At 73.4% G+C, this 23,272-nt stretch carries 23 protein-coding genes; 21 read left to right on the forward strand and 2 right to left on the reverse strand.

The genetic code is table 11. The features are described from left to right. Positions 1 to 4 precede the first annotated feature (4 nt). The 19 genes from lysA (at position 5) to ACFI33_RS08265 (ending at position 19,684) form a co-directional block, all read left to right on the forward strand. Positions 5 to 1,477: a diaminopimelate decarboxylase gene (lysA, locus tag ACFI33_RS08175; RefSeq protein ID WP_134416587.1), complete on the forward strand. Its 1,473-nt coding sequence runs from the start codon at positions 5 to 7 to the stop codon at positions 1,475 to 1,477. 170 nt (positions 1,478 to 1,647) lie between these two features. After that, positions 1,648 to 2,970 carry a homoserine dehydrogenase gene (locus ACFI33_RS08180; protein ID WP_462623928.1) on the forward strand — a complete coding sequence of 441 codons (1,323 nt, stop codon included), beginning with the start codon at positions 1,648 to 1,650 and terminating at the stop codon, positions 2,968 to 2,970. Between the two features lie 3 nt (positions 2,971 to 2,973). Then, positions 2,974 to 4,086, forward strand: a complete 1,113-nt coding sequence (thrC, locus tag ACFI33_RS08185) for a threonine synthase (RefSeq protein WP_135039734.1) — start codon at positions 2,974 to 2,976, stop codon at positions 4,084 to 4,086. Between the two features lie 3 nt (positions 4,087 to 4,089). After that, positions 4,090 to 5,043, forward strand: a complete 954-nt coding sequence (gene thrB, locus ACFI33_RS08190) for a homoserine kinase (RefSeq protein ID WP_069942035.1) — start codon at positions 4,090 to 4,092, stop codon at positions 5,041 to 5,043. Positions 5,044 to 5,363: 320 nt separating this feature from the next. Further along, positions 5,364 to 7,481 carry a transcription termination factor Rho gene (rho, locus tag ACFI33_RS08195; protein ID WP_269295267.1) on the forward strand — a complete coding sequence of 706 codons (2,118 nt, stop codon included), beginning with the start codon at positions 5,364 to 5,366 and terminating at the stop codon, positions 7,479 to 7,481. 115 nt (positions 7,482 to 7,596) lie between these two features. Beyond that, on the forward strand, positions 7,597 to 8,706 hold the full coding sequence (gene prfA, locus ACFI33_RS08200) for a peptide chain release factor 1 (RefSeq protein ID WP_377561367.1): 1,110 nt from the start codon (positions 7,597 to 7,599) through the stop codon (positions 8,704 to 8,706). Then, a complete protein-coding gene (gene prmC / locus ACFI33_RS08205) occupies positions 8,703 to 9,605 on the forward strand; it encodes a peptide chain release factor N(5)-glutamine methyltransferase (RefSeq protein ID WP_073115743.1) in 903 nt (300 codons plus the stop codon). Before prfA ends, prmC begins: the two co-directional genes overlap by 4 nt. Further along, on the forward strand, positions 9,602 to 10,336 hold the full coding sequence (locus ACFI33_RS08210; RefSeq protein ID WP_049147160.1) for an L-threonylcarbamoyladenylate synthase: 735 nt from the start codon (positions 9,602 to 9,604) through the stop codon (positions 10,334 to 10,336). Before prmC ends, ACFI33_RS08210 begins: the two co-directional genes overlap by 4 nt. A gap of 9 nt (positions 10,337 to 10,345) precedes the next feature. Continuing rightward, entirely contained in the window at positions 10,346 to 11,485 is a 1,140-nt protein-coding gene (locus tag ACFI33_RS08215) for an MraY family glycosyltransferase (RefSeq protein ID WP_049147157.1), read from the forward strand. Further along, the gene (locus ACFI33_RS08220; protein ID WP_036313059.1) at positions 11,482 to 11,916 is read left to right on the forward strand and encodes a hypothetical protein; all 435 of its coding nucleotides are present in this window, start codon (positions 11,482 to 11,484) and stop codon (positions 11,914 to 11,916) included. The genes ACFI33_RS08215 and ACFI33_RS08220 overlap by 4 nt, the downstream gene beginning before the upstream one ends. Positions 11,917 to 12,147: 231 nt before the next feature. Continuing rightward, entirely contained in the window at positions 12,148 to 12,948 is an 801-nt protein-coding gene (gene atpB, locus ACFI33_RS08225; RefSeq protein ID WP_002857266.1) for a F0F1 ATP synthase subunit A, read from the forward strand. Between the two features lie 150 nt (positions 12,949 to 13,098). Then, positions 13,099 to 13,314, forward strand: coding sequence for an ATP synthase subunit C (locus ACFI33_RS08230; RefSeq protein ID WP_002857264.1), 216 nt, complete (start codon positions 13,099 to 13,101; stop codon positions 13,312 to 13,314). 84 nt (positions 13,315 to 13,398) lie between these two features. Then, positions 13,399 to 13,953, forward strand: coding sequence for a F0F1 ATP synthase subunit B (locus tag ACFI33_RS08235; protein WP_070708776.1), 555 nt, complete (start codon positions 13,399 to 13,401; stop codon positions 13,951 to 13,953). After that, positions 13,950 to 14,765, forward strand: coding sequence for a F0F1 ATP synthase subunit delta (locus tag ACFI33_RS08240; protein WP_070708777.1), 816 nt, complete (start codon positions 13,950 to 13,952; stop codon positions 14,763 to 14,765). The genes ACFI33_RS08235 and ACFI33_RS08240 overlap by 4 nt, the downstream gene beginning before the upstream one ends. 90 nt (positions 14,766 to 14,855) lie before the next feature. Next, the gene (atpA, locus tag ACFI33_RS08245) at positions 14,856 to 16,490 is read left to right on the forward strand and encodes a F0F1 ATP synthase subunit alpha (protein WP_462623940.1); all 1,635 of its coding nucleotides are present in this window, start codon (positions 14,856 to 14,858) and stop codon (positions 16,488 to 16,490) included. A gap of 83 nt (positions 16,491 to 16,573) precedes the next feature. Continuing rightward, complete coding sequence (locus ACFI33_RS08250) at positions 16,574 to 17,467, forward strand: F0F1 ATP synthase subunit gamma (protein ID WP_036313050.1); 894 nt, start codon at positions 16,574 to 16,576, stop codon at positions 17,465 to 17,467. Positions 17,468 to 17,520: 53 nt separating this feature from the next. After that, positions 17,521 to 18,978 carry a F0F1 ATP synthase subunit beta gene (gene atpD, locus ACFI33_RS08255; protein WP_462623929.1) on the forward strand — a complete coding sequence of 486 codons (1,458 nt, stop codon included), beginning with the start codon at positions 17,521 to 17,523 and terminating at the stop codon, positions 18,976 to 18,978. Positions 18,979 to 18,984: 6 nt separating this feature from the next. Then, on the forward strand, positions 18,985 to 19,260 hold the full coding sequence (locus ACFI33_RS08260; protein ID WP_036313044.1) for a F0F1 ATP synthase subunit epsilon: 276 nt from the start codon (positions 18,985 to 18,987) through the stop codon (positions 19,258 to 19,260). Positions 19,261 to 19,294: 34 nt separating this feature from the next. Next, entirely contained in the window at positions 19,295 to 19,684 is a 390-nt protein-coding gene (locus ACFI33_RS08265) for a DUF2550 family protein (RefSeq protein ID WP_223247525.1), read from the forward strand. A 14-nt stretch (positions 19,685 to 19,698) separates the two neighbouring features. Here ACFI33_RS08265 and nucS read toward each other — a convergent pair whose 3' ends face one another. Continuing rightward, positions 19,699 to 20,394, reverse strand: a complete 696-nt coding sequence (gene nucS, locus ACFI33_RS08270) for an endonuclease NucS (RefSeq protein WP_002857250.1) — start codon at positions 20,392 to 20,394, stop codon at positions 19,699 to 19,701. A 52-nt stretch (positions 20,395 to 20,446) separates the two neighbouring features. Between nucS and ACFI33_RS08275 the strand changes: the two genes are divergently transcribed. Beyond that, positions 20,447 to 20,806 carry a hypothetical protein gene (locus ACFI33_RS08275; RefSeq protein ID WP_036313038.1) on the forward strand — a complete coding sequence of 120 codons (360 nt, stop codon included), beginning with the start codon at positions 20,447 to 20,449 and terminating at the stop codon, positions 20,804 to 20,806. Positions 20,807 to 20,840: 34 nt separating this feature from the next. On the opposite strand, the gene ACFI33_RS08280 is transcribed toward ACFI33_RS08275, so the two are convergent. Next, on the reverse strand, positions 20,841 to 22,163 hold the full coding sequence (locus ACFI33_RS08280; RefSeq protein ID WP_119217404.1) for an AI-2E family transporter: 1,323 nt from the start codon (positions 22,161 to 22,163) through the stop codon (positions 20,841 to 20,843). Between the two features lie 125 nt (positions 22,164 to 22,288). On the opposite strand from ACFI33_RS08280, the gene ACFI33_RS08285 reads away from it, so the two are divergent. Then, positions 22,289 to 23,245 (forward strand): co-chaperone YbbN, encoded by a 957-nt coding sequence (locus ACFI33_RS08285; RefSeq protein WP_225348405.1) that lies wholly within the window; start codon positions 22,289 to 22,291, stop codon positions 23,243 to 23,245. The last annotated feature ends 27 nt before the right edge of the window (positions 23,246 to 23,272 follow it).

Here is a 23,272-nt window from a genome sequence, read left to right on the forward strand (position 1 = left end):
CCGGATGACGACGCCGCAGCCCGCCCCCGCCTCCCCGCTCGCCCCCGCCTGGCTCCCCGCGCCGGGGGACCCGGACGCGCTCGTGCCCGGCCTGTGGGCCGCCGGCGTGGACCGCGCCGCCGACGGCGAGCTCACCGTCCAGGGCCTGCGCGCGAGCGCGCTCGCCGCGGAGTTCGGCACGCCGCTGCTCGTGGTGGACGAGGACGACTTCCGCGCCCGCGCCCGCGCGTTCCGCGAGGGCTTCGACACCGCGTTCGCCGACCTGTGCGGGGGAGCGGACGTCTACTACGCCGGCAAGTCCATGCTCACCCTCTCCACCGCCCGCTGGGCGGCCGAGGAGGGCCTGCGCGTGGACACCGCATCCGGCGGCGAGCTGGCGATCGCGCTGGCCGCCGGCGTCGACCCGGCCCACATCGGCCTGCACGGCAACAACAAGTCGGACGCCGAGCTGCGCACCGCCCTCGAGGCGGGCGTGGGCCGGATCATCGTGGACTCGCTCGACGAGCTCACCCACCTGGCCGCGCTCGCGGCCGAGGCCGGCCGCCGCGCCCCCGTGATGCTCCGGCTGACCCCGGGCGTGCACGCGCACACCCACGACTTCATCGCCACCGCGCACGAGGACCAGAAGTTCGGGCTCTCCCTGGCCCCGGCGTCCACCGACCGGGACGGCAACGTGGCCGGCCGCTCGCCGGCCGCCGTCGCCGTGGCCGCGGCCCTGGCGGCCGAGTCGATCGACCTGCTGGGCGTGCACTGCCACATCGGGTCCCAGATCTTCGAGGCCGAGGGCTTCGGGCTGGCGGCCGGACGCGTGCTCGAGTTCCTCGCCGAGATCAAGGCCGAGCACGGAGTGGAGCTGGCCGAGCTCGACCTCGGCGGCGGCCACGGCATCGCCTACACGGCCGTGGACGAGCCGCGCCCGGCCGCGGAGATCGCCGACGCCCTCGCCGACGACGTCCAGAAGACCGTCGAGCGCCTCGGCCTGAGGTGCCCGCGGGTCTCGCTCGAGCCGGGGCGGGCCATCTCGGGCCCCGCGGGGCTGACCCTCTACACGGTCGGGGTGACCAAGACCGTGGACGCGGACGCCCCCGACGGCGGCACCGCGGCCCGCCGCTACGTCGCCGTGGACGGCGGCATGTCCGACAACCCGCGTCCCGTGCTCTACGACGCCGACTACACCGCCGTCTCCGCGCGCCGCACCTCGGAGGCCGAGCCGGCGCTCTCCCGTGTGGTGGGCAAGCACTGTGAGTCCGGCGACATCCTGGTCCGCGACGTGTACCTGCCGGCCGACCTGGGCCGCGGCGACCTGCTGGCCGTGCCGGCCACGGGCGCGTACACGCACGTGATGTCCTCGAACTACAACGCGCTGGCCCGCCCGGCCGTCGTCGCGGTCTCCGGCGGGCAGGCGCGGGTGATCATCCGTCGCGAGACGCAGGAGGACCTGTTCGCCCGCGAGGCCGATCCGCGCCTCGCCCGCTGAGGACGCGGGCGCGGCGCACCCGGCCGCCGGCCTCGAGCCCGGGTGGGTCCGTCCCGCTCTGCGGACACCGAGTGTCGCGCGGTGGGACGGGCCGGGGCGCCGCGCTAGATTCGAGGCCAGCCGGGCCGCGCGGTCGCGCGGGCCCGACCCACCCTGGATCACGGAGGACCATGCCCCAGCACACCGACGCCCCCACCGCACTCAAGGTCGCCCTGCTGGGCGGCGGGACCGTGGGGTCCCAGACCGCCCGGATCCTCACCGAGGACGCCGACATCCTGCGGGACCGCGTGGGCGCCGACCTCGAGCTCACGGGCATCGCGGTGCGGGACACGGGCGCGACGCGCGACTGGCAGGCGGACCCGGCGCTCTACACGACCGACGCCGAGGCGCTCGTGGACGGCGCGGACGTCGTCATCGAGCTGATGGGCGGCATCGAGCCGGCCCGCACCCTGATCCTGCGCGCCCTGGCCGCCGGCACGTCCGTGGTGACCGGCAACAAGGCACTGCTGGCCCAGCACGGCGAGGAGCTGTACGCCGCGGCCGCCGCCACCGGCGCGCAGCTCAGCTTCGAGGCCGCCGTCGCCGGCGCCATCCCGATCCTGCGCCCGCTGCGCGACTCCCTGGGCGGCGACCGCGTCACCCGCGTGATGGGCATCGCCAACGGCACCACCAACTTCATCCTCGACCGGATGGACTCCGAGGGGGCGGACTTCGACGACGCCCTCGCCGAGGCCCAGCGGCTCGGCTACGCCGAGGCCGACCCGACCGCCGACGTCGAGGGCCACGACGCCGCCGCGAAGGCCGCGATCCTGGCGACCATCGCATTCGGCGCGCCGTACACCCTGGACCAGGTGGCCGTCGCGGGCATCACCGCGATCACGGCCGAGGACAACGCCGCCGCCGCGGAGGCGGGCTACGTCATCAAGCTGCTGGCGATCGCCGAGCGCGGCCGCGCCGCCGACGGTGCCCAGGGCGCGGTCCTGCGCGTGCACCCCACCCTGCTGCCGCGGGAGCACCCGCTGGCCTCCGTGCGCGGGGCGTTCAACGCCGTCTTCGTGGAGGCCGACAACGCCGGCGAGCTCATGTTCTACGGTCCCGGCGCCGGCGGCGCCCCCACCGCCTCCGCGGTGATGGGCGACGTCGTCTCGATCGCCCAGCGCATCGTGCGCGGCGGCCCGGCGCGCCTGCGCACCCCCGTCACCGCCCTGCCCGCCCTGGACCCGGCCGAGGCCCACACCTCCTTCATGGTCGTGCTGCGCGCGGCGGACCAGCCCGGTGTGCTGCGCCGCGTCGCCGGGGTGTTCGAGGAGCACGGCGTCTCCATCGAGACGTTGCGTCAGGTCCCATCTGAGCGCGAGGACGCCCCCGGCGCGTCCCTGCGGCTGATCACCCACCGTGCGCGGCAGCGCGACCTCGACGCCACCGTCGGGGCGCTCGCCGCCCTGGACGTCGTCCACGAGGTGGCGTCCGTCCTCCGAGTCGAAGGGAACTGACCCATGGCCCACCAGTGGCGCGGCGTCGTCCGCGAGTACGCCGACCGCCTGCCCGTCACCGAGGACACGCGCGTGATCACCCTCGGCGAGGGCGGCACCCCGCTCATCCACGCCCCCCACCTCTCCGAGCTGGTGCAGGGCACCGTGCACGTGAAGTTCGAGGGCATGAACCCGACCGGCTCCTTCAAGGACCGCGGCATGACCATGGCGATCACCGCCGCCGTCGAGGACGGCGCGAAGGCCGTCGTCTGCGCGTCCACCGGCAACACGTCCGCCTCGGCGGCGGCCTACGCCGCGCAGGCCGGGATCACGTGCGCCGTGCTCGTGCCCGAGGGGAAGATCTCGATGGGCAAGATGTCCCAGGCCGTGGCCCACGGCGCGGAGATCCTCCAGGTGCAGGGCAACTTCGACGACTGCCTCGAGGTGGCCCGCAAGCTGGCCGAGAACTACCCCGTGTTCCTCGTGAACTCCGTCAACCCGGCCCGCATCGAGGGGCAGAAGACCGGCGCGTTCGAGGTCGTGGACACCCTCGGCGACGCCCCGGACTACCACCTGCTGCCCGTGGGCAACGCGGGCAACATCACCGCGTACTGGAAGGGCTACCGCGAGTACGCCGCCCCCTACGTGAACCCGCACGAGGGCGCCTCGGACGCCGAGCTGCCCGCGGTGGCCACGAAGACCCCCGTGATGTGGGGCTTCCAGGCCGCGGGCGCCGCCCCGATCGTCCAGGGCCACCCCGTGACCGACCCGGACACGATCGCCACCGCCATCCGGATCGGCAACCCGGCCTCGTGGGAGCAGGCCGAGGCCGCCCGCGACGAGTCCGGCGGGATGATCGACTCCGTCACGGACGAGGAGATCCTCGAGGCCCACCGCTGGCTCTCCGCGAAGGAGGGCGTGTTCGTCGAGCCCGCCTCCGCCGCCGGCGTCGCCGGGCTGCTCAAGCACCACGCCGCCGGGAACGTGCCGGCCGGCAAGAGCTGGGTCATCACCGTCACCGGCCACGGCCTCAAGGACCCGCAGTGGGCCCTGCGCGGCGCCGACGGCGCCGACGTGACCCCGCGCTCGGTGCCGTTCGACGTGGTCACCGTCGCCCAGGCCCTCGGCCTGAGCTGAGCCATGGCCGCACCGCAGCCGCTGGCGCCCGGGACCGCCGCGTCCGTCTCCGTCCCCGCCACCTCCGCCAACCTCGGCCCCGGCTTCGACTCGATGGGCCTGGCCCTGGAGCTGCGCGACGAGGTGACGCTCACGGTCGTGGCGGGCCCCGACGTCGCGGAGGTCGTGGGGGAGGGGGAGGCCACCCTGCCGCGGGACGGCGCGCACCTGATCCTGCGCCTGGCGCACGAGCACCTGCGGGACCGCGGGTTCACCGCGCCGGGGCTGCACCTGCGCGCCGTGAACCGGATCCCGCACGCCCGCGGGCTCGGCTCGTCCGCGGCCGCCGTCGTCGCGGCCTACGCCGCAGCCGAGGCCCTGCTGCCGGCCGCGCTGCGCCGGGCGCCCGCGGACCTGCTCGAGGCGGCCACCCGCTTCGAGGGGCACCCGGACAACGTCGCCCCCGCGCTCGTGGGCGGGGCCACCGTCTCCTGGACCCGTGACGACGTCCCCGGCCCGGCCACGGCGCGGCTGCGGCTGCACGAGCGCGTGGTGCCGGTGGTCGCGATCCCGGACACCGAGCTGTCCACCCACGTCGCCCGGGGCGTGCTGCCCGCCGAGGTGCCCCACGCCGTGGCGGCGGCCCAGGCCGGCCGTGCCGCGCTGCTCGTCCACGCGCTGGCGGAGGACCCCGCGCTGCTGCCGGCCGCCACGCGGGACTGGCTGCACCAGGAGCCGCGCGCCGTGACCATGCCGGCCAGCGCCGCACTGGTCGCGGGGCTGCGCGAGCGCGGCCACGCCGCCGTCGTCTCCGGCGCGGGTCCCACGGTGCTCGCGCTGTGCGACGGCGTCCAGGCGGCCGAGCACGCCGCGGAGGCGGCGCGTGCTCTGACGGCGGACGGGGCGGCCGCCTGGCGCGTGCTGGTGCCGTGCGTGGCCGTGGACGGTGTTAGGGTGGAATCACTCCACCACGGCTGACCCCACCGCCTCGCGCGGCCCGGGTCTCCGGTGCCCGGGCCTGTGACGGCCGGACGCACCGTGCGCCGTCGGCCGGAACCCCGCCGCGATCCATCCCGTGCTGCGCACGGCCGGCGTGCGGGATCCGCTCCGGCTCGGTCGAGTCCGGACGCCTCCGCCCCGTCACGCAGCGACTGCGCACGATCAGGGGAGGCGCCACTGCTGAGTTCACACCATGAAACCCGGTTTTCTGGGGCGCCGCTGCGCGGCCCGACCGGATGCACACCGCAGCCCGACGCGCCACGCGCCGCCGGGCCGCATTCGAGGGAGAAGGAACCTTCGTGACCGAATCCACGGAACAGACCACGCCGACGAACGGCGGTGGCCTGGCCTCGCTCAAGCTCGCCCAGCTCCAGGCCCTGGCCTCCCAGCTCGGCATCGCCGGCGGCTCGCGCATGCGCAAGGCCGACCTGGTGACCGCGATCTCCGACCACCAGCGCGGCGGCTCCGTGGCGGACCGCGACGCCGCCGAGCGCGCGGCCCAGGCCCCCGCGGCCCCCGCCGCCGAGGCCGTCCCGGCGGCCGCGTCCTCCGAGGACGCCGCCCCGGCCGCCGAGCGCCCCGCCCGCCGCCGCTCGCGCCGCGCCGACGCCGACACCTCCGCTCCGGCCGCCGTCGCCCAGGACGGGCAGCCCCAGGCCGAGGCCCGCGAGGCCCAGACCGAGCAGGGCCCCCGGGAGACCGCCTCGGACCAGGATCGGTCCGGGGGGTCCGAGACCCGCGACGAGGGCGAGGACCGCCCGCAGTCCGAGCGCCGTTCCCGCGGCCGCCGCCGCGCCGGCGACGACGACGCCCAGCAGGGTCAGGACCGTCGCTCCGACGGCGCCCAGGGCGAGGACGGCGCCGACGCGGACCGCCGCGGCGACCGGGAGGACCGTGATGACAACGGGCGCGAGAACGGCCGCGGCCGCAACGGCCGCAACGGGCGGGACCGCGACAACGGCCGCGACCGCGACAACGGCCGCGACCGCGAGAACGGCCGCGACCGCGAGAACGGCCGCGAGAACAATCGGGACCGTGAGAACGGCCGCGACGGCTCCCGCGAGCAGCGCGGCGACAAGTCCGAGGACGGCGGCCGGGGCGACGGCGGACGCGGGGACCGCAGCCGCCGCGACGACCGCGACGACGAGGGCGGCCGCAACCGTCGCAACCGCCGCAACCGCAACGAGCGCGGCCGCAACCGCCGTGGCCGCGGCGGCCCCGAGGTCGACGAGACCGAGCTGACCGAGGACGACGTCCTGCAGCCCGTGGCCGGCATCCTCGACGTGCTGGACAACTACGCGTTCGTCCGCACCTCCGGCTACCTGCCGGGCCCGAACGACGTCTACGTCTCCCTGGCCATGGTGAAGAAGTACGGTCTGCGCAAGGGCGACGCCGTCGTCGGCGCGATCCGCGCCCCGCGCGACGGCGAGAAGCAGCAGCACCACGGTGGCGGCTCCAACCGTCAGAAGTTCAACGCCCTGGTGAAGATCTCCTCGGTCAACGGTCAGCCCGCCGTCGAGCACCCGCAGCGCGTGGAGTTCGGCAAGCTCGTGCCCCTGTACCCGCAGGAGCGCCTGCGCCTGGAGACCGATCCCAAGCTGATCGGCCCCCGCGTGATCGATCTGGTCAGCCCCATCGGCAAGGGCCAGCGTGGCCTCATCGTCTCCCCGCCCAAGGCCGGCAAGACGATGATCCTGCAGTCGATCGCCAACGCGATCAAGACGAACAACCCCGAGGTCCACCTCATGATGGTGCTCGTCGACGAGCGCCCCGAGGAGGTCACCGACATGCAGCGGTCGGTGGACGGCGAGGTCATCGCCTCCACGTTCGACCGCCCGGCGGACGACCACACCACGCTCGCCGAGCTGGCCATCGAGCGCGCCAAGCGCCTCGTGGAGATGGGCCGCGACGTCGTCGTGCTGCTCGACTCCATGACCCGCCTGGGCCGCGCCTACAACCTGGCCGCCCCGGCCTCGGGCCGCATCCTCTCCGGCGGTGTGGACTCCTCGGCGCTGTACCCGCCGAAGAAGTTCTTCGGCGCCGCCCGCAACATCGAGAACGGCGGCTCGCTGACCATCCTGGCCACCGCGCTGGTCGAGACCGGCTCGCGCATGGACGAGGTGATCTTCGAGGAGTTCAAGGGCACCGGCAACATGGAGCTGCGCCTGTCCCGCCACCTCGCGGAGCGCCGCATCTTCCCGGCGGTGGACGTCAACGCGTCCGGCACCCGCCGCGAGGAGGCCCTGCTCTCGCAGGAGGAGGTCAAGATCATGTGGAAGCTGCGCCGGGTGCTCTCCGGCCTCGAGCAGCAGCAGGCCCTCGACCTGCTCACCAACAAGATCAAGGACACCGCGTCCAACGCCGAGTTCCTCATGCTAGTCTCCAAGACCACGCTGGGGTCCAAGGGCGACGACTGACCGTCCCGTCGCACGGCCCCGTCCCGCCCGGGGGAGCTCGTCTCCGCCGGACGGGGCGGGGCCGTCCGCGTCGGACAGCCCGGCCCGTTGAGGCCGGAGGAGGAGAGGCACGCACGTGTTCGATTCGGAGCAGCGGCGCGAGGCCGTGGATCGGCTCCTGGCGGAGCATCGCGAGCTGACGGCGCGCCTGTCCGACCCGGCGGTGCACCAGGACCCGGCGCTCGCCCGGCGGCTGAACCGGCGGTTCGCCGAGCTCGGCGCCGTGGTGACGGCCCACCGCGCCTGGTCGGCGGCCGCGGAGGAGCTGGCCGACGCGCGGGAGCTGGCCGCGGCCGGCGACGACGACGCGGCGGCCTTCGCGGCCGAGGTGCCCGGTCTGGAGGCGGCCGAGGCGGAGGCCGCCGAACGGCTGCGCCGGCTGCTGATCCCGCGCGACCCCGACGACGCCCGCGACGTGATCCTCGAGATCAAGGGCGGCGAGGGCGGCGAGGAGGCGGCCCTGTTCGCCGGCGACCTGCTGCGCATGTACCTGCGCTACGCCGAGTCCCGGGGCTGGAAGACGGAGATCCTCTCCGCCACGCACTCCGACCTGGGCGGCTACAAGGACGTCCACGTGGCGGTGCGGGGGAGCGCGGCCGACCCGGCCGACGGCGTCTACGCCCGGCTCAAGTTCGAGGGCGGCGTGCACCGCGTGCAGCGCGTGCCCGTCACCGAGTCCCAGGGCCGCATCCACACCTCCGCCGCCGGCGTGCTCGTGCTGCCCGAGGTGGACGCCCCGGACGAGGTCCACCTCGATCCGAACGACCTCAAAGTGGACGTCTTCCGCTCCTCCGGGCCGGGCGGCCAGTCCGTCAACACGACCGACTCCGCGGTGCGCCTGACGCACCTGCCCACGGGGATCGTCGTCTCCATGCAGAACGAGAAGTCCCAGATCCAGAACCGCGAGGCCGCGCTGCGCGTGCTGCGGTCGCGGCTGCTCGAGCGGCAGCGGGCGGAGCAGGACGCCGAGAACTCCGCGGCGCGCGCCGCGCAGGTGCGCACCATGGACCGCTCGGAACGCATCCGCACCTACAACTTCCCGGAGAACCGGATCGCGGACCACCGCACCGGCTACAAGGCGCACAACCTCGACGCGGTCCTCGACGGCGACCTCGAGGCCGTGATCGCCTCCTGCCTCGCCCTCGACGAGGAGCGGCGGCTCGCCGCGCTGGGCGGGGACGCGTGAGCGCACCGGCCTGGTCCGCGCTGCTGCGCGACGCCGCCGCCCGCCTGACCGCGGTGGGCATCGACTCGCCGCGCGTGGACGCCGAGCTGCTGCTGGCCCACGTGCTCGGCCTCGACCGCGGCGCGCTGCTGGCCCGGGTGTTCGCCGGTGCCGTGGCCGAGCCCGCGCAGGCGGCGGCGTTCGAGGCGCTCGTGGGACGCCGCGCCGCCCGCGAGCCCGTCCAGCACCTGACCGGCGTCGCGCACTTCCACGGGCTCGACCTGGCGGTCGGCCCGGGCGTCTTCATCCCGCGGCCGGAGACCGAGCTGCTCGTGGAGACCGTCGTGGCCGACCTGGCCGCGCGGCCGGCGGCGGGCGTCGTGGTGGACCTGTGCACCGGCTCCGGCGCGATCGCTGCGGCCGTCGCGGCGTGGGGCGAGGCGCGGGGCCGCGCGCTCGCCGTCACCGCCGTCGAGCTCGACCCGGCGGCGGCCGACTGGGCCCGGCGGAACCTCGCCCCGCGCGGGGTCGACCTGCGACAAGGTGATGCCCTTGTCGCGTGCCCCGACCTCGAGGGCCGCGTGGACGTCGTCGTGAGCAACCCGCCCTATGTGCCCGAGGCCGAGGTGCCCGCCCAACCGGAGGCCCGACTGGACCCGGCGCGGGCGCTCTACGGCGGGGACACGCCCGGGCTGCGGATCCCGCGCGCCATCGCGCACCGGGCGGCGGACCTGCTCGCCCCGGGCGGCCTGTTCGCCATGGAGCACCACGAGACGCAGGGCCCGGCCCTCCTGTCCGCCCTCGGCGCGGACCGGCGGTTCACGGGCGAACGAGTCCACCAGGACCTCACCGGGCGAGATCGGTTCTTGACGGCGCGCCGGTCCGGCGAAGCCGCGGCGGGCGCGGAGGTGGAAGAATGACCGACGTGAGTGACTTCATCGACGTCTCGGATCCGGCCGCGCTCGAGAATGCCGTGGCCCGCGCCCGCGAGGTCCTCGCGGACCGCCGCTGCGTGGTCCTGCCCACGGACACCGTCTACGGCATCGGAGCGGACGCGTTCTCCCCGCTGGCCGTGGCCGTGCTGCTGGCCGCCAAGGGCCGTGGCCGCACCATGCCGCCGCCCGTGCTCATCGCGGACCGCCGCGTCATGGCCGGCCTCGCGTACGACGTGCCGGAGGAGGCCGAGGCCCTCGCCGAGCGCTTCTGGCCCGGCGCCCTCACGCTCATCCTCAAGTCCCAGCCCACGCTGACCTGGGACCTCGGCGAGACCCGCGGCACCGTCGCCCTGCGCGTGCCCGACGACGCGGTGGCCCGCGAACTGCTCTACGCCGTCGGCCCCATGGCCGTCTCCAGCGCGAACCGCACCGGCATGGACGCCGCCACCACCGCCGACGCCGCCCGCTCGATGCTGGGGGAGTCCGTGGCCCTCTACCTCGACGCCGGCCCCCGGGAGAGCCGGGATCCCTCGACGATCGTGGACTGCACCGTCACCCCGTTCCGCGTGGCCCGGCAGGGCTCCGTGCCCCTGGAGGAGCTGCGCGCGGTGGTGCCGGACCTGCTCGCCGAGGGCGAGGAGCCGCCGGTCGCCGCCGAGCGGATCGCGGCCGCCGACGACGCCGCCGCGGCGCGTCCCGCCGACCCGGAGGCCTGACCGGCCCCCATGCGCGCGTATCTCGTCCTGGTCGTGGTCACGGCCGTCGCCTGCGGGGCCCTGACGCCCCTCATGCGCCGGCTGGGGCTGCGCGCGCGCGTGTTCACCCCGCTGCGCCAGCGGGACGTGCACCGGCACCCCGTGCCGAAGCTGGGCGGCGTGGCCATGGCCGCAGCCGTGTTGGTGGGATTCGCCGTCGGGGGAGTCGTGCCGTTCCTCCAGGGGATCTACGCGGACGACGCCGCGATGCGCGGGCTCCTGGTCGCCGTCGCCGTCGTGCTCGTCGTGGGCATCGCCGACGACATGTGGGACCTGCGCTGGTGGGTGAAGATGGCCGGCCAGGTGCTGGCCGGACTCGCGGTGGCCCTGGGCGGGATCCGCATCGAGGCGATGCCGGTGGGCTGGATCCCGGTGGGGAACGAGACCACGCAGGTCATCCTCACGGTGTTCGCCGTGGTGCTGACGATGAACGCGATCAACTTCGTGGACGGCCTGGACGGCCTGGCGGCGGGCGTCGCGCTGATCGGCGGCTCGGCCTTCTTCGTCTACTCGTATCTGCTGACGCGGACCATCAACCAGTTCGACTACGCCAACCTCGCCACCCTGCTCATGGCCCTGCTCGTCGGCGCGTGCGTGGGCTTCCTGCCGTGGAACCTGGCCCCGGCCCGCATCTTCATGGGCGAGGTGGGGGCCATGCTCATCGGCCTGCTGATGGCCGCGGCCGCGGTCGCCGTGACCGCCGACGTCAACGCCCTGGACGGGATGCGCTTCCGCAACGTCCCCGCCTACATGCCGATCCTGCTGCCCGTAGCCGTCCTCGCCCTGCCGCTCGCGGACCTCGCCCTGGCCGTGCTGCGACGGACGGCCAAGGGCACCAGCCCCTTCTCGGCGGACCGCGGGCACCTGCACCACAAGCTCGTGGACGGCGGCTACACCCAGGCGCAGGCCGTCGCGCTGCTCTGGCTCTGGGCGTTCCTCGTGGCATGGGGTGCGGTGTCCCTGAACTTCGTGGACCCCATGATCGTCCTGCCCGTGCTCGCCGTGGCCCTGGCCGGAGCCGGCTACCTCACCCTGCATCCGATCGTGGAGCGCCGTCGCGCGGTCCGGAACGACGCCGCGGCCCACCCGGACGAGCGGGGGGACGCGTGACCGGGGCGGGAGGTCGCCGACGCCGGCGCCGCTGGGAGAACCGCCGCGGCTGGTGGGGGATCCTCGGGTGGTCCCTGGCCGCGGCGGGGGTTGCCCTGGCGATCACGTGCGCCGCGTGGCTGCTCTCCGTCGGCGGGGAGGCAGCCGGGAGCGCCCTGCTGGGCGGTGGCGCGGTGCTTGCGCTCTCGGCGCTCACCGGGGTGACGACGGCACTCGTCTGGGACCGGGCGCGCGAGGCGGCGCTGCCGGTCAGCGTGGGGCTGTTCGTGCTCAAGATCGCGGTGTTCGCGGTGCTGCTGGGGGTCCTGCCCCGCCCCGGCTGGGTCCGGGCGGACGCGGCGGCGATCGCCGCCCTCGTGACGATCCTCGTCTGGCAGGCCGCGGAGGTCCTCGTCTTCGCCCGGACCCGCCGCGGGATCTACGCCGACTGACCCGCCCGAGGGGCGAAGACACGGAGCCGCGGGCCATGCCGTGGGCCCCTTCTGCGGTACGGAGCACGGGTCACCGTTTGGTATCGTTGGCGGCGAACACTTCGACGGCGCCCATCTGCCGCCATCCGTGTCTCGCATCGCACCGGTACCCCCGCAATGTCGCGGCGCCCGCCTGTGGTCCGGGGACGAGGCTGCGGTCCCGTCGACTGCATCACTTCGGAGAGGAACCGCGTGCTGACCCTCGTGCTGGCCAACGCATCATTCGTGCCCCCCACCATCTCTGATGGTCACCTCCCGGAGATCTTCCCCTGGGGTGCGGAGTACGGCACCGGCTTCGGCAAGCAGATGCTGCTCGTCCTGCTCTCCGTGGTGCTCATCACCGCCTTCTTCGCGTGGGCCATGCGCCGTCCCCGGCTCGTGCCCGGCAAGGCCCAGTGGCTCGCCGAGTCCGGCTACTCCTTCGTCCGGAACGACATTGCGAAGGACATCCTGGGCGAGAAGAACTTCAAGCAGTGGGTCCCGCTGCTCTTCGCCATCTTCTTCTTCGTGCTGCTGAACAACCTGTTCGGCGCCATCCCGGTGCTGCAGCTGCCGACCTTCTCCCACGCGGGCGCCGCCTACGGCCTGGCCCTCATCGTCTACGCGATCTGGATCGGCGTCGGCATCAAGCGCCACGGCGTGCGCTACCTGAAGCTGGCCGTCGTGCCCTCCGGTGTGCCCGGTTGGATCCTGCCGCTGCTCGTGCCGCTGGAGATCATCTCCAACTTCATCGTGCGCCCGCTGACCCACTCCCTGCGTCTGATGGCCACCATGCTCTCCGGCCACATGATCGTGATGCTCGCCGGCGCCGGCGCCGCCTACCTGATCACGCAGACCGGCAGCCTGGCCCTGCAGGGCACCGGCATCCTGGTCATCCTCGGCTCGGTGGCCCTGTACTTCCTCGAGCTGCTGATCATGTACCTGCAGGCCTTCGTCTTCACGCTGCTGACCGCGATCTACATCCAGGGCGCGATCGACGCGAACGACCACTGATCTTCCGGGGCCGCCTCGGGCACGACCCAGGCGGCCGCGGTACGGCGGGAGAGCCCGCCACCAGTCTTCCCGGCCCTCCGCAGGAGGACCACCCGGGAGGCCGACCCTCCACAACCCGGCCGGACACCTCGGCCTCGTGAAAGGAACACCATGGAACTGCACGGTTCGCTCAACATGATCGGCTACGGCCTCGCCGCCATCGGCTCCGCCATCGGCGTGGGCCTGATCTTCGCCGCCTACATCAACGGCGTCGCCCGTCAGCCGGAGGCCCAGCGCATCCTGCAGCCGATCGCCCTCCTGGGCTTCGCGCTCGCCGAGGCCCTCGCCATCCTGGGCCTCGTCTTCGCCTTCGTCATCGGCGCCTGACGCGCCGCGTCCACGGAGCGCCCGCACGGTGAGACCGTCGGTGCTCCATCTCCACAGGACTCTTGACCGAAGGATGGTTGAAACATGATCAGCAACGGACTGATCCTCGCGGCGGCTGAGGGGGCCAACCCCCTGATCCCCAACCCGTGGGAGATCCTCGTCGTCGTGGTGGGCTTCGCCCTGCTCATGTTCATCGTCATCAAGTTCATCGTCCCGACCCTCGAGAAGTCCTACCAGGACCGTGTCGAGGCGATCGAGGGCGGTCTGGCCAAGGCTGAGAAGGCCCAGGCCGAGGCGAACGCGATGATGGCGGACTACGAGTCGCAGCTGGCGGACGCCCGCACCGAGGCGAACCGCATCCGCGAGGATGCCCGCACCGAGGCCGCCGAGATCGTGGCCGAGGCGCGCGAGCGCGCGACCGCCGAGGCGACGCGCATCTCCGAGCAGGCGCAGGCGCAGATCGCCGCCGAGCGTCAGCAGGCCGCCGCGCAGCTCAAGGGCGAGGTCGGTTCGCTGGCCACGACCCTGGCCAGCAAGATCGTGGGCGAGTCCCTCGAGGACGACGCCCGCTCGCAGCGCGTGGTCGACCGCTTCCTGGCTGACCTGGACCGTCACCAGAGCGCAGGTGTCGCCGAATGATGACGGGCGCATCGAGGGACTCCCTGGCCGCCTCCCTGGAGGCCGTCGGTCCGGTGCTGGACGAGGGCGGCGTGGCCCTGGCACGCGAGCTGTTCGGCGCGCTGGACGTGGTGGACGAGCACGGCGCCCTGCGCCGCGCCCTGACCGACCCCGCCTGGACCACCGAGCGCCGTCACGGCCTCGTCGACTCGCTGTTCGGCGCCCGGGTGACCCCCGGTGCACTGCAGGTCCTCAAGGACCTGGCCGGCCGCCGCTGGTCGGCGGAGCGCGATCTCGGGGACGCCCTCGAGACGGTGGCTGTGCACGCGGCCGCCGCGGAGGCCGCACGCGGCGGACACGCGGGCCTGGCCGCCCTCTTGGGCGAGCTGTTGGCCTTCAACCGCACGGTGGAGGACTCGCACGAGGTGCAGCGGGCGCTCACCGATCAGCACGCACCCCTCGAGGCACGGGCCGCTCTGGCCGGTCGTCTCCTGGGCGCGTCGGCCAGTCCGGCCGGCCGACTGCTGGTCGAGCGCGCCGTCTCGGCCCCGCGCGGCCTGAAGCCGTCCGCCGCTATCCGCAAGGCCGCGGACGTCGTCGCCGAGCGGCAGCGCCAGTGGATCGCCGAGGTGACCGTGGCCCGGCCGCTCGAGGCCGAGCAGCAGGAGCGGCTGGCCCTGGGCCTGCGCCGCGCCTTCGGCCGCGATCTCGTCATGGACGTGACGGTGGACCCCCACGTGGTGGGCGGCGTCCGCGTCCAGGTCGGCGACGACGTCGTCGACGGGTCCATGGCCTCGCGCCTCCACGACCTCCAGCGGCGGATGGCCGGCTGACGCCGGCTCCCGCCCGCATCCGGAACACCCACGAACGTAAGCATCATCGTCACGTCGATGATCACCAAGCACAGAGAGCAGGGACTGCAGATGGCCGAATTGACCATCAACGCTGACGATGTCCGCAATGCCTTGAACGATTTCGCGGCATCGTACGAACCGTCGGGCACCGATCGCACCGAGGTCGGCCGTGTCATCTCCGCGGCGGACGGCATCGCTCGTGTGGAGGGTCTGCCCTCCGTCATGGCGAACGAGCTGCTGCGCTTCGAGAACGGCATCCAGGGCCTGGCCCAGAACCTCGACACCCGCGAGATCGGTGTCGTCGTCCTCGGCGAGTTCCAGGAGATCCGCGAGGGCATGGAGGTGCAGCGCACCGGCGAGATCCTCTCCGTCCCGGTGGGCGACGCCTTCCTGGGCCGCGTGGTGGACCCGCTGGGCCAGCCCATCGACGACCTGGGCCCGATCGAGGCCGAGGGCCGCCGTGCCCTCGAGCTGCAGGCGCCGACCGTGACCGAGCGCAAGTCGGTCCACGAGCCGCTGCAGACCGGCATGAAGGCCATCGACGCCATGATCCCGATCGGCCGTGGCCAGCGTCAGCTGATCATCGGTGACCGCCAGACCGGCAAGACCGCGATCGCCGTCGACACGATCCTCAGCCAGAAGGCCAACTGGGAGTCGGGCGACGTCGAGAAGCAGGTCCGCTGCGTCTACGTGGCCGTGGGCCAGAAGGCCTCCACCATCGCCGGCGTCCGCGCCACGCTGGAGGAGCACGGCGCCCTGGAGTACACCACCATCGTGGCCTCCCCGGCGTCCGACCCGGCCGGCTTCAAGTACCTCGCCCCCTACGCCGGCTCGGCCATCGGCCAGCACTGGATGTACGGCGGCAAGCACGTGCTGATCATCTTCGACGACCTGTCGAAGCAGGCCGAGGCCTACCGTGCCGTCTCCCTGCTGCTGCGCCGCCCGCCGGGCCGCGAGGCCTACCCGGGCGACGTCTTCTACCTGCACTCCCGGCTCCTCGAGCGCTGCGCCAAGCTCTCGGACGAGATGGGCGCGGGCTCGATGACCGGCCTGCCGATCATCGAGACCAAGGCGAACGACGTCTCGGCCTACATCCCGACCAACGTCATCTCCATCACCGACGGCCAGATCTTCCTGCAGTCGGACCTGTTCAACGCCAACCAGCGTCCCGCCGTGGACGTGGGCATCTCGGTGTCCCGCGTGGGCGGCGCCGCCCAGGTCAAGGCCATGAAGAAGGTCTCCGGCACGTTGAAGCTGGACCTGGCGCAGTACCGCGACCAGCAGGCGTTCTCCATGTTCGCCTCGGACCTGGACCCGGCCACCCGCCGCCAGCTCGCCCGCGGTGAGCGTCTCATGGAGCTGCTCAAGCAGCCGCAGTACTCGCCCTACCCGGTCGAGGAGCAGGTCGTGTCCATCTGGGCCGGCTCCAAGGGCCACCTCGACGAGGTGCCGGTGCAGGACGTGCTGCGCTTCGAGCGCGAGTTCATCGACCACCTGCGTCGCCACACCTCCGTCCTGACCGACATCGCCTCCACCGGCAAGCTCGAGGACGGCACCGTGTCCGCGCTCGAGTCGGCCGTCGCCGAGTTCTCCAAGGGCTTCCAGTCCTCCGAGGACGGCGGCGTGCAGGCCGGCCACGAGGAGCACCGCGCGATCGAGCAGGACCAGGTCGCGCAGGAGCAGATCACCAAGCAGAAGCGCTGACCGCCGGTCGGTGAGGGAGCGGTCCGGCGTCGGACCCCACGGGGACGACGCCGGGCCGCCCTCCCGCCAGGGAAAGGACCACCATGGGAGCCCAGATCCGGGTCTACCGTCAGAAGATCGCGTCGACGTCGTCGATGAAGAAGATCTTCAAGGCGATGGAGCTGATCGCCACGTCTCGCATCACCAAGGCACGTGAGCGCGTCAGCGCGTCGCTGCCCTACGCGAACGCGATCACCCGCGCCGTCTCGGCCGTGTCGAGCCAGCACGACATCGATCATGTCCTCACCACGGAGCCCGAGAACCCGACCCGGGCGGCCGTGCTCATCATGTCCTCGGACCGCGGCCTCGCCGGCGCGTACTCCGCGAACGTGCTGCGCAAGGCCGAGCAGCTCCTCACCCGCCTCGGCGAGGAGGGCAAGGACGTGGACGTGTACGTCGTCGGCCGCAAGGCGCAGACGTACTTCGACTTCCGCGGCCGCGGCTACAAGCAGCTGTGGACCGGTCAGACGGACGCCCCCGTCGCCGAGCGCGCCGCCGAGATCGGCGAGGTGCTCGTGGACGCGTTCCTCACGGACACGGCGGACGGCGGCGTGGACGAGATCCACGTCGTGTTCACCGAGTTCGTCTCGCTCGTGAAGCAGAACCCCCACGTGGTGCGCCTGCTGCCCCTCGAGGTCGTCGAGGAGGAGGCCGCCACCGCCGAGGATGTGCTGCCGCTCTACGAGTACGAGCCGGACGCGGAGGAGGTCCTCGACGCGCTGCTGCCCAAGTACATCGAGTCGCGCATCTTCAACGCGATGCTGCAGTCGGCGGCCTCGGAGCTCGCCAACCGTCAGCGCGCCATGAAGTCGGCGGGCGACAACGCCACGAGCCTCATCAAGGACTACACGCTCCTGATGAACAACGCCCGTCAGGCCGAGATCACCCAGGAGCTCACCGAGCTCATCGCGGGCGCGGACGCGCTCAACAACTCCTGAGCCCGTTCGGGACTCACCAGACTCGCCATCCACACACGATAGAAGTGAGAGAGATGACTGCCACCATCACTGACCAGGGCACCGGGACCCCCACCGGCGGTGCCACCGGACGCGTGTCCCGCGTCATCGGCCCCGTGATCGACGCCGAGTTCCCGGCCAACGCGATGCCGGAGATCTACAACGCGCTGACCACCGAGATCGACCTCAACGGCCAGCGCCGCACGGTCACCTTCGAGGTCGCCCAGCACCTCGGCGACAACATGGTCCGCGCCATCTCCCTGCAGTCCACCGACGGCCTGGTGCGCGGCACCGACGTCGTGGACACCGGCGCCCCCATCTCGGTGCCGGTCGGCGACGCCGTGAAGGGCCACATCTTCAACGTGCTCGGCGAGACCCTGGACATGCCGAGCTCGCAGCTGCAGGCCGAGGACCGCTGGCCGATCCACCGCCCGGCGCCGAACTTCGCGTCCCTCGAGGGCTCCACCGAGATGCTGGAGACCGGCATCAAGGTCATCGACCTGCTGACCCCCTACATCAAGGGCGGCAAGATCGGCCTGTTCGGCGGCGCCGGCGTGGGCAAGACCGTGCTCATCCAGGAGATGATCACCCGTGTGGCCCGCAACTTCGGCGGCACCTCCGTGTTCGCCGGCGTCGGCGAGCGCACCCGTGAGGGCAACGACCTCTGGGTCGAGATGGAGGAGGCGGACGTCCTCAAGGACACCGCCCTCGTGTTCGGCCAGATGGACGAGCCGCCGGGCACGCGTCTGCGCGTGGCCCTGTCCGCGCTGACCATGGCGGAGTACTTCCGCGATGTGCAGAACCAGGACGTGCTGCTGTTCATCGACAACATCTTCCGCTTCTCGCAGGCCGGCTCCGAGGTCTCCACGCTGCTGGGCCGCATGCCCTCCGCCGTGGGCTACCAGCCGAACCTGGCGGACGAGATGGGCGTGCTCCAGGAGCGCATCACCTCGACCCGCGGCCACTCCATCACCTCGATGCAGGCCGTGTACGTCCCCGCGGACGACTACACCGACCCGGCCCCGGCCAACGTGTTCGCGCACCTGGACGCGACCACCAACCTGACCCGTGACCTCGCGTCCCGTGGCCTGTACCCGGCCGTGGACCCGCTGGCCTCGACCTCGCGCATCCTCGACCCGCAGTACGTGGGCCAGGACCACTACGACGTGGCCATCCGCGTGAAGCAGATCCTGCAGAAGAACAAGGAGCTGCAGGACATCATCGCGATCCTCGGTGTGGACGAGCTCTCCGAGGAGGACAAGATCACCGTGGGCCGCGCCCGCAAGATCGAGCAGTTCCTCTCGCAGAACACCTACACCGCCAAGCAGTTCACCGGCGTCGAGGGCTCCACCGTGCCGGTCAAGGACACCGTCGAGGGCTTCAAGGCCATCGCCGACGGCGACCTGGACCACGTCGCGGAGCAGGCCTTCTACAACGTGGGCGGCCTGGACGACGTCGAGCGCGAGTGGGCCAAGATCCAGGCCGAGGGCTGATCGATCATGGCTGAGCTCAACGTCGAGATCGTCTCCGAGGAGCGGTCCATCTGGTCGGGCGCCGCGTCGGCCGTGTCGGCGCGCACCGTCAACGGTGAGATCGGCATCCTCCCGGGCCACACCCCGATGCTGGCCGTCCTCGGCGACGGCGAGGTCGTGGTGCGGACCACGGACGGCGGCACCGTGACCGCGCAGGCCCGCGGCGGCTTCTTCTCCGTGGACCACGACCGTGTCGTGATCGCCGCGACGTCCGCCCGGCTGGGCGACGCCGCGGCGGCCTGACGCGGCGCGGCAGGACCTGACGGTGGAGGGCCCGGTGCTCATCGCCTCGGCGACCGTGGTGGCAGTCATCGTGCTGTCGGCACTCGCCCTGGTGATGCGGCGCCGGGCCCTCGCCCGTGTCACGGCCGCCTTCCCGGCGGTCCTGGAGCGGGAGGGCCCGGGGCGTGAGCGCGTGATCGGCGTCTACGACGAGTCCCGCCTGCGCCTCACCGGGGGCTGGCGCCTCTCGCGGGAGCGCTGGAGCGCGGACCGGAGCCGCCTGCAGATCGACCGCCTCCCGGCGGACGAGGCCGGCCGGGCCGTCCTGGAGCTGAGCGCCGGCGCACGTCCGGTGCGCGTCGTCGTCGACCCCGACGACGCCGGCGCCCTGCGCGCCTGGAGCGAGGCGGGGCCGTCCGCGGCGTCGTCCTTCTGGCGTCGCTGAGCCCGCCCGGCGCCTCAGAACAGGCGGGACTCGGCGTCGTCCACGCCGCGCATCGCGTCGTAGTCGAGGGTGACGCAGCGGATGCCGCGGTCCTCGGCGAGGGTGCGGGCCTGGGGCTTGATCTGCTGGGCCGCGAACACGCCGCGCACGGGCGCCAGGAGCGGGTCCCGGTTCATCAGCTCGAGGTAGCGGGTGAGCTGCTCGACCCCGTCGATGTCCCCGCGGCGCTTGAGCTCGACCGCCACGGTGCCGCCGTCGGCGTCGCGGGCCAGGATGTCGACGGGGCCGATCGCCGTCATGTACTCGCGGCGCACGAGGGTGTGGCCGTCGCCGAGCAGGCTGATCTGCTCGGCCAGCAGACGCTGCAGATCCGCCTCCACGCCGTCCTTGACGAGGCCGGGGTCCACGCCGAGCTCGTGGGAGTCGTCCGCCAGGACCTCCTCGATGAGCACGATGAGTCGGTCGTCGGACTTCTTGGCCTGTACGCGCCAGACCTGCGTCACCCCCTGGTCGGCCTGATCGGGGGAGGGCTCCTCCACGTGCAGGGTCGCGGGCGGCGACATCCAGTTGAGGGGCTTGTAGGAACCGCCGTCGGAGTGCACCAGCACCGAGCCGTCCGCCTTCACCATGAGCAGGCGGGTGGCGGTGGGCAGGTGGGCGTTCAGGCGGCCCTCATAGGTCACGGAGCAGCGGGCAATGACGAGTCGCACCGGTCCATCCTAGGCGGACCGTGCCCACCCGCTCGTGTGTCAGCATGGGGACATGCCCCGTTCGAACCGTCCCCGCCGCTCGTCCGCGCCTCGGCGGAGCGAGCGCGGGGCCTCCGGCGTCTCCCGGCGGTCCCGGCCGTCGCCGGGGCGGTCCGACCCGCTCGAGGAGCTCCTCGGCCTGGACGCGGGCTACTCGCGCCAGTCCGGGTCCGACGGCGGATGGCACGTCCGGCAGATCCCCGCGTGGCGCGCGGTGAAGGACTACATGTGCCCTGGCTGCGGTCGGGTGATCCGGCAGGGCCAGGCGCACCTCGTGGCCTGGCGCGCGGACTGGATCATGGGGGACGAGGACGCGGGGGCGGACCGGCGGCACTGGCACCCGGTGTGCTGGCGCACCCGCCCGGGCCGCTGACCGCGACGGTCCGGGCCGCGCCGCCGTCGTGGGCCTACCGGGCGTCCTGGCGGGGGATGAAGACCTCGCGGACCAGCAGCAGCAGCGCGGCGGCGAGCGGGATCGCCATGAGGGCGCCGAGGACGCCGAGCAGCGCGCCTCCGGCGATCACCGCGATCACGGCCACGGCCGCCGGCACGGACACCGCGCGTGCCATGACGCGCGGCGAGATGACGTAGGCCTCGATCTGCAGGTAGACGAAGTAGATGGCCGCGAACACGGCGGCGGTCTGCCACGAGGTCAGCAGGCTCACGAGGGTCAGCAGCGTGCCGCCGATCGCGGCGCCCACCAGCGGGATGAACGCCATGAAGGCGGCGATCGCGGCGAGCAGGACGGCGAAGGGGGCGCCGGCGATGGCCAGCGCCGTGAACGCCACCGCGCCGTTGAGGGCGGCCACGAAGGACTGGCCCATCACGTAGTGGCCGACCGAGGAGGTGATCTGCTCGGACAGCGCCTCGATCCGGGGCCGGCGCGAACGCGGTGCGAGCCGGTAGGCCCAGTACTTCATGTGCGGCAGGGAGGAGAGGAAGTACAGCGTCAGCACGACCACCACGAGCACCGAGAAGACGGCGTTCAGCACGGTCTGGCCGAAGCCGAGGAGCCCGCCGAACAGGTCGGTGACGGCGACGCCGTCGGCGGCGAGGCGCTCGGTCTGGGCGCGAACGGCCTCCTGGAGGTGGAACTCCTCGTCGAGCTGCACGAACCACTCGGCGGTCATCACCCCGTCGATGATGGCCGGCAGGTCCTGGACCAGCTGCGTGGACTGCTCGATCACCGTGGGGACCAGGAGGGCGACGAACGCCCCGGCCACGGCGGCCAGGCCGAGCGCGGCCGTGAGCACGCCGACCCACCGGGGCGCGCCCCAGGACTCGACCCGGCGCACCAGCGGATCCAGGCCCAGGGCGATGAACAGGGCCGCGGCGATCCACACGATGAGCTGTCCGTTCGTGCGCAGCACCGAGACGACGCCGATGGCCAGGGCCACGCCCACCGCGAGCAGGAAGCCGGTCAGCACGGGGGACTCGAGAGCCACGGCCGCGACCGCCGGATCCTCGGCGCCGTCGACGGGGACCGACTCGGGGTCCACCCGGTCCTCCTCGAGGAAGGGTCGGCGCCGCCGCAGGACGGAGCCCAGGCGGGGCAGTCGACGACGCCCGGCGGGCGTCGGCCCGTGCGACGGCGGCGCGGCGGCCACCCCGACCGGCTCCACGGGGACGCCGGCCACGGGCGGCTGCTCGGCGCCCTCGGGCTCGGCCGGGCCACGGACGTCGGCGACGCCGGTGGCATCCGGGCCGGATGCGGTCTCCTTCTCCTCCACGCGCTCAGCGTACGTCAGGGCCCCGGCCTGACCGCGCCGCGCCCGGGAGGCTACCGTGGGGCCCAGTGACAACGCCCCTCGCCCCGGCGACGGGGCGGCCCCGGACCGGAAGGATCGTGACCGACGTGACCGCCCAGCCCCCCTCCGACGCCCCGTCCCACCTGCGCGGCGCCGTCGACCTGTCCTCGCTCGGCACCCCGGCCCCGGCCGGGCGCACCGCGCCGGGGGCCGACGCCGGCGCCGGCGGCGGCTCGTGGGTGATCGCGGACGCCGACCAGGGTCTGCTGCAGCAGCTGGTCCAGCTCTCCGCCCAGGTGCCGGTGCTGCTGCACCTGCACGTGCCCGGGGACGCGGCGAGCGAGGCGCTCTACCGGCAGTTCGCGGACGCGGTCGACGCCCAGGCGGGACGGCTCGTGCTCGCGCGTCTGGACGTGGCGAAGGAGCCCGCCGTGCTGCAGGCGCTGGGCCTGGGGGCCGGCCCCGCGGTCATGGCCGTGGTGGCGGGGCAGCCGGTGCCGCTGGTCAATCAGGAGGTGCCGGAGGAGACGCTGCGCCAGCTCATGGGGGAGATCCTCGAGGTGGCCCGTCAGAACGGCGTCGCCGGCACCGTGCCCCCCGTCGCCCCGGCGCGCCAGGACGCCGACGCCGCGGCTGCGGAGGCTCCGCCCGTGCCGCCGCTGCACCGGGCCGCCCATGAGGCCCTCGCCGCCGACGACCTGCCCGGGGCCGTCTCGGCGTGGGAGGCGGCGCTGGCCGACAGCCCCGCGGACGCCGTGGCCCAGCAGGGCCTGTCCGCGGCCCGCCTCATGCTGCGCACCCGTGACGCCGACGCTGCGGCGGTGCGCGCGGCCGCCGCGGACGGCCCGGACGACGTCGCCGCCCAGCTCGCCGTCGCCGACCTGGACGTGCTCGGTGGCCACGTGGAGGACGCCTTCGCCCGGCTCGTGCGGTTCATCGCCCTCCACCCCGGCGACGACCGGGAGACGGCGCGCGCCCACCTCGTGGACCTCTACACCGTGGTGGGCACGGACGACCCCCGTGTGCAGGCCTCGCGGCGTCGGCTGGCCGCAGCGCTGTTCTGAGGGACCCTCAGTTCATCCCTGAGGAGG

This window comes from Micrococcus sp. PSi08 (assembly GCF_054960655.1).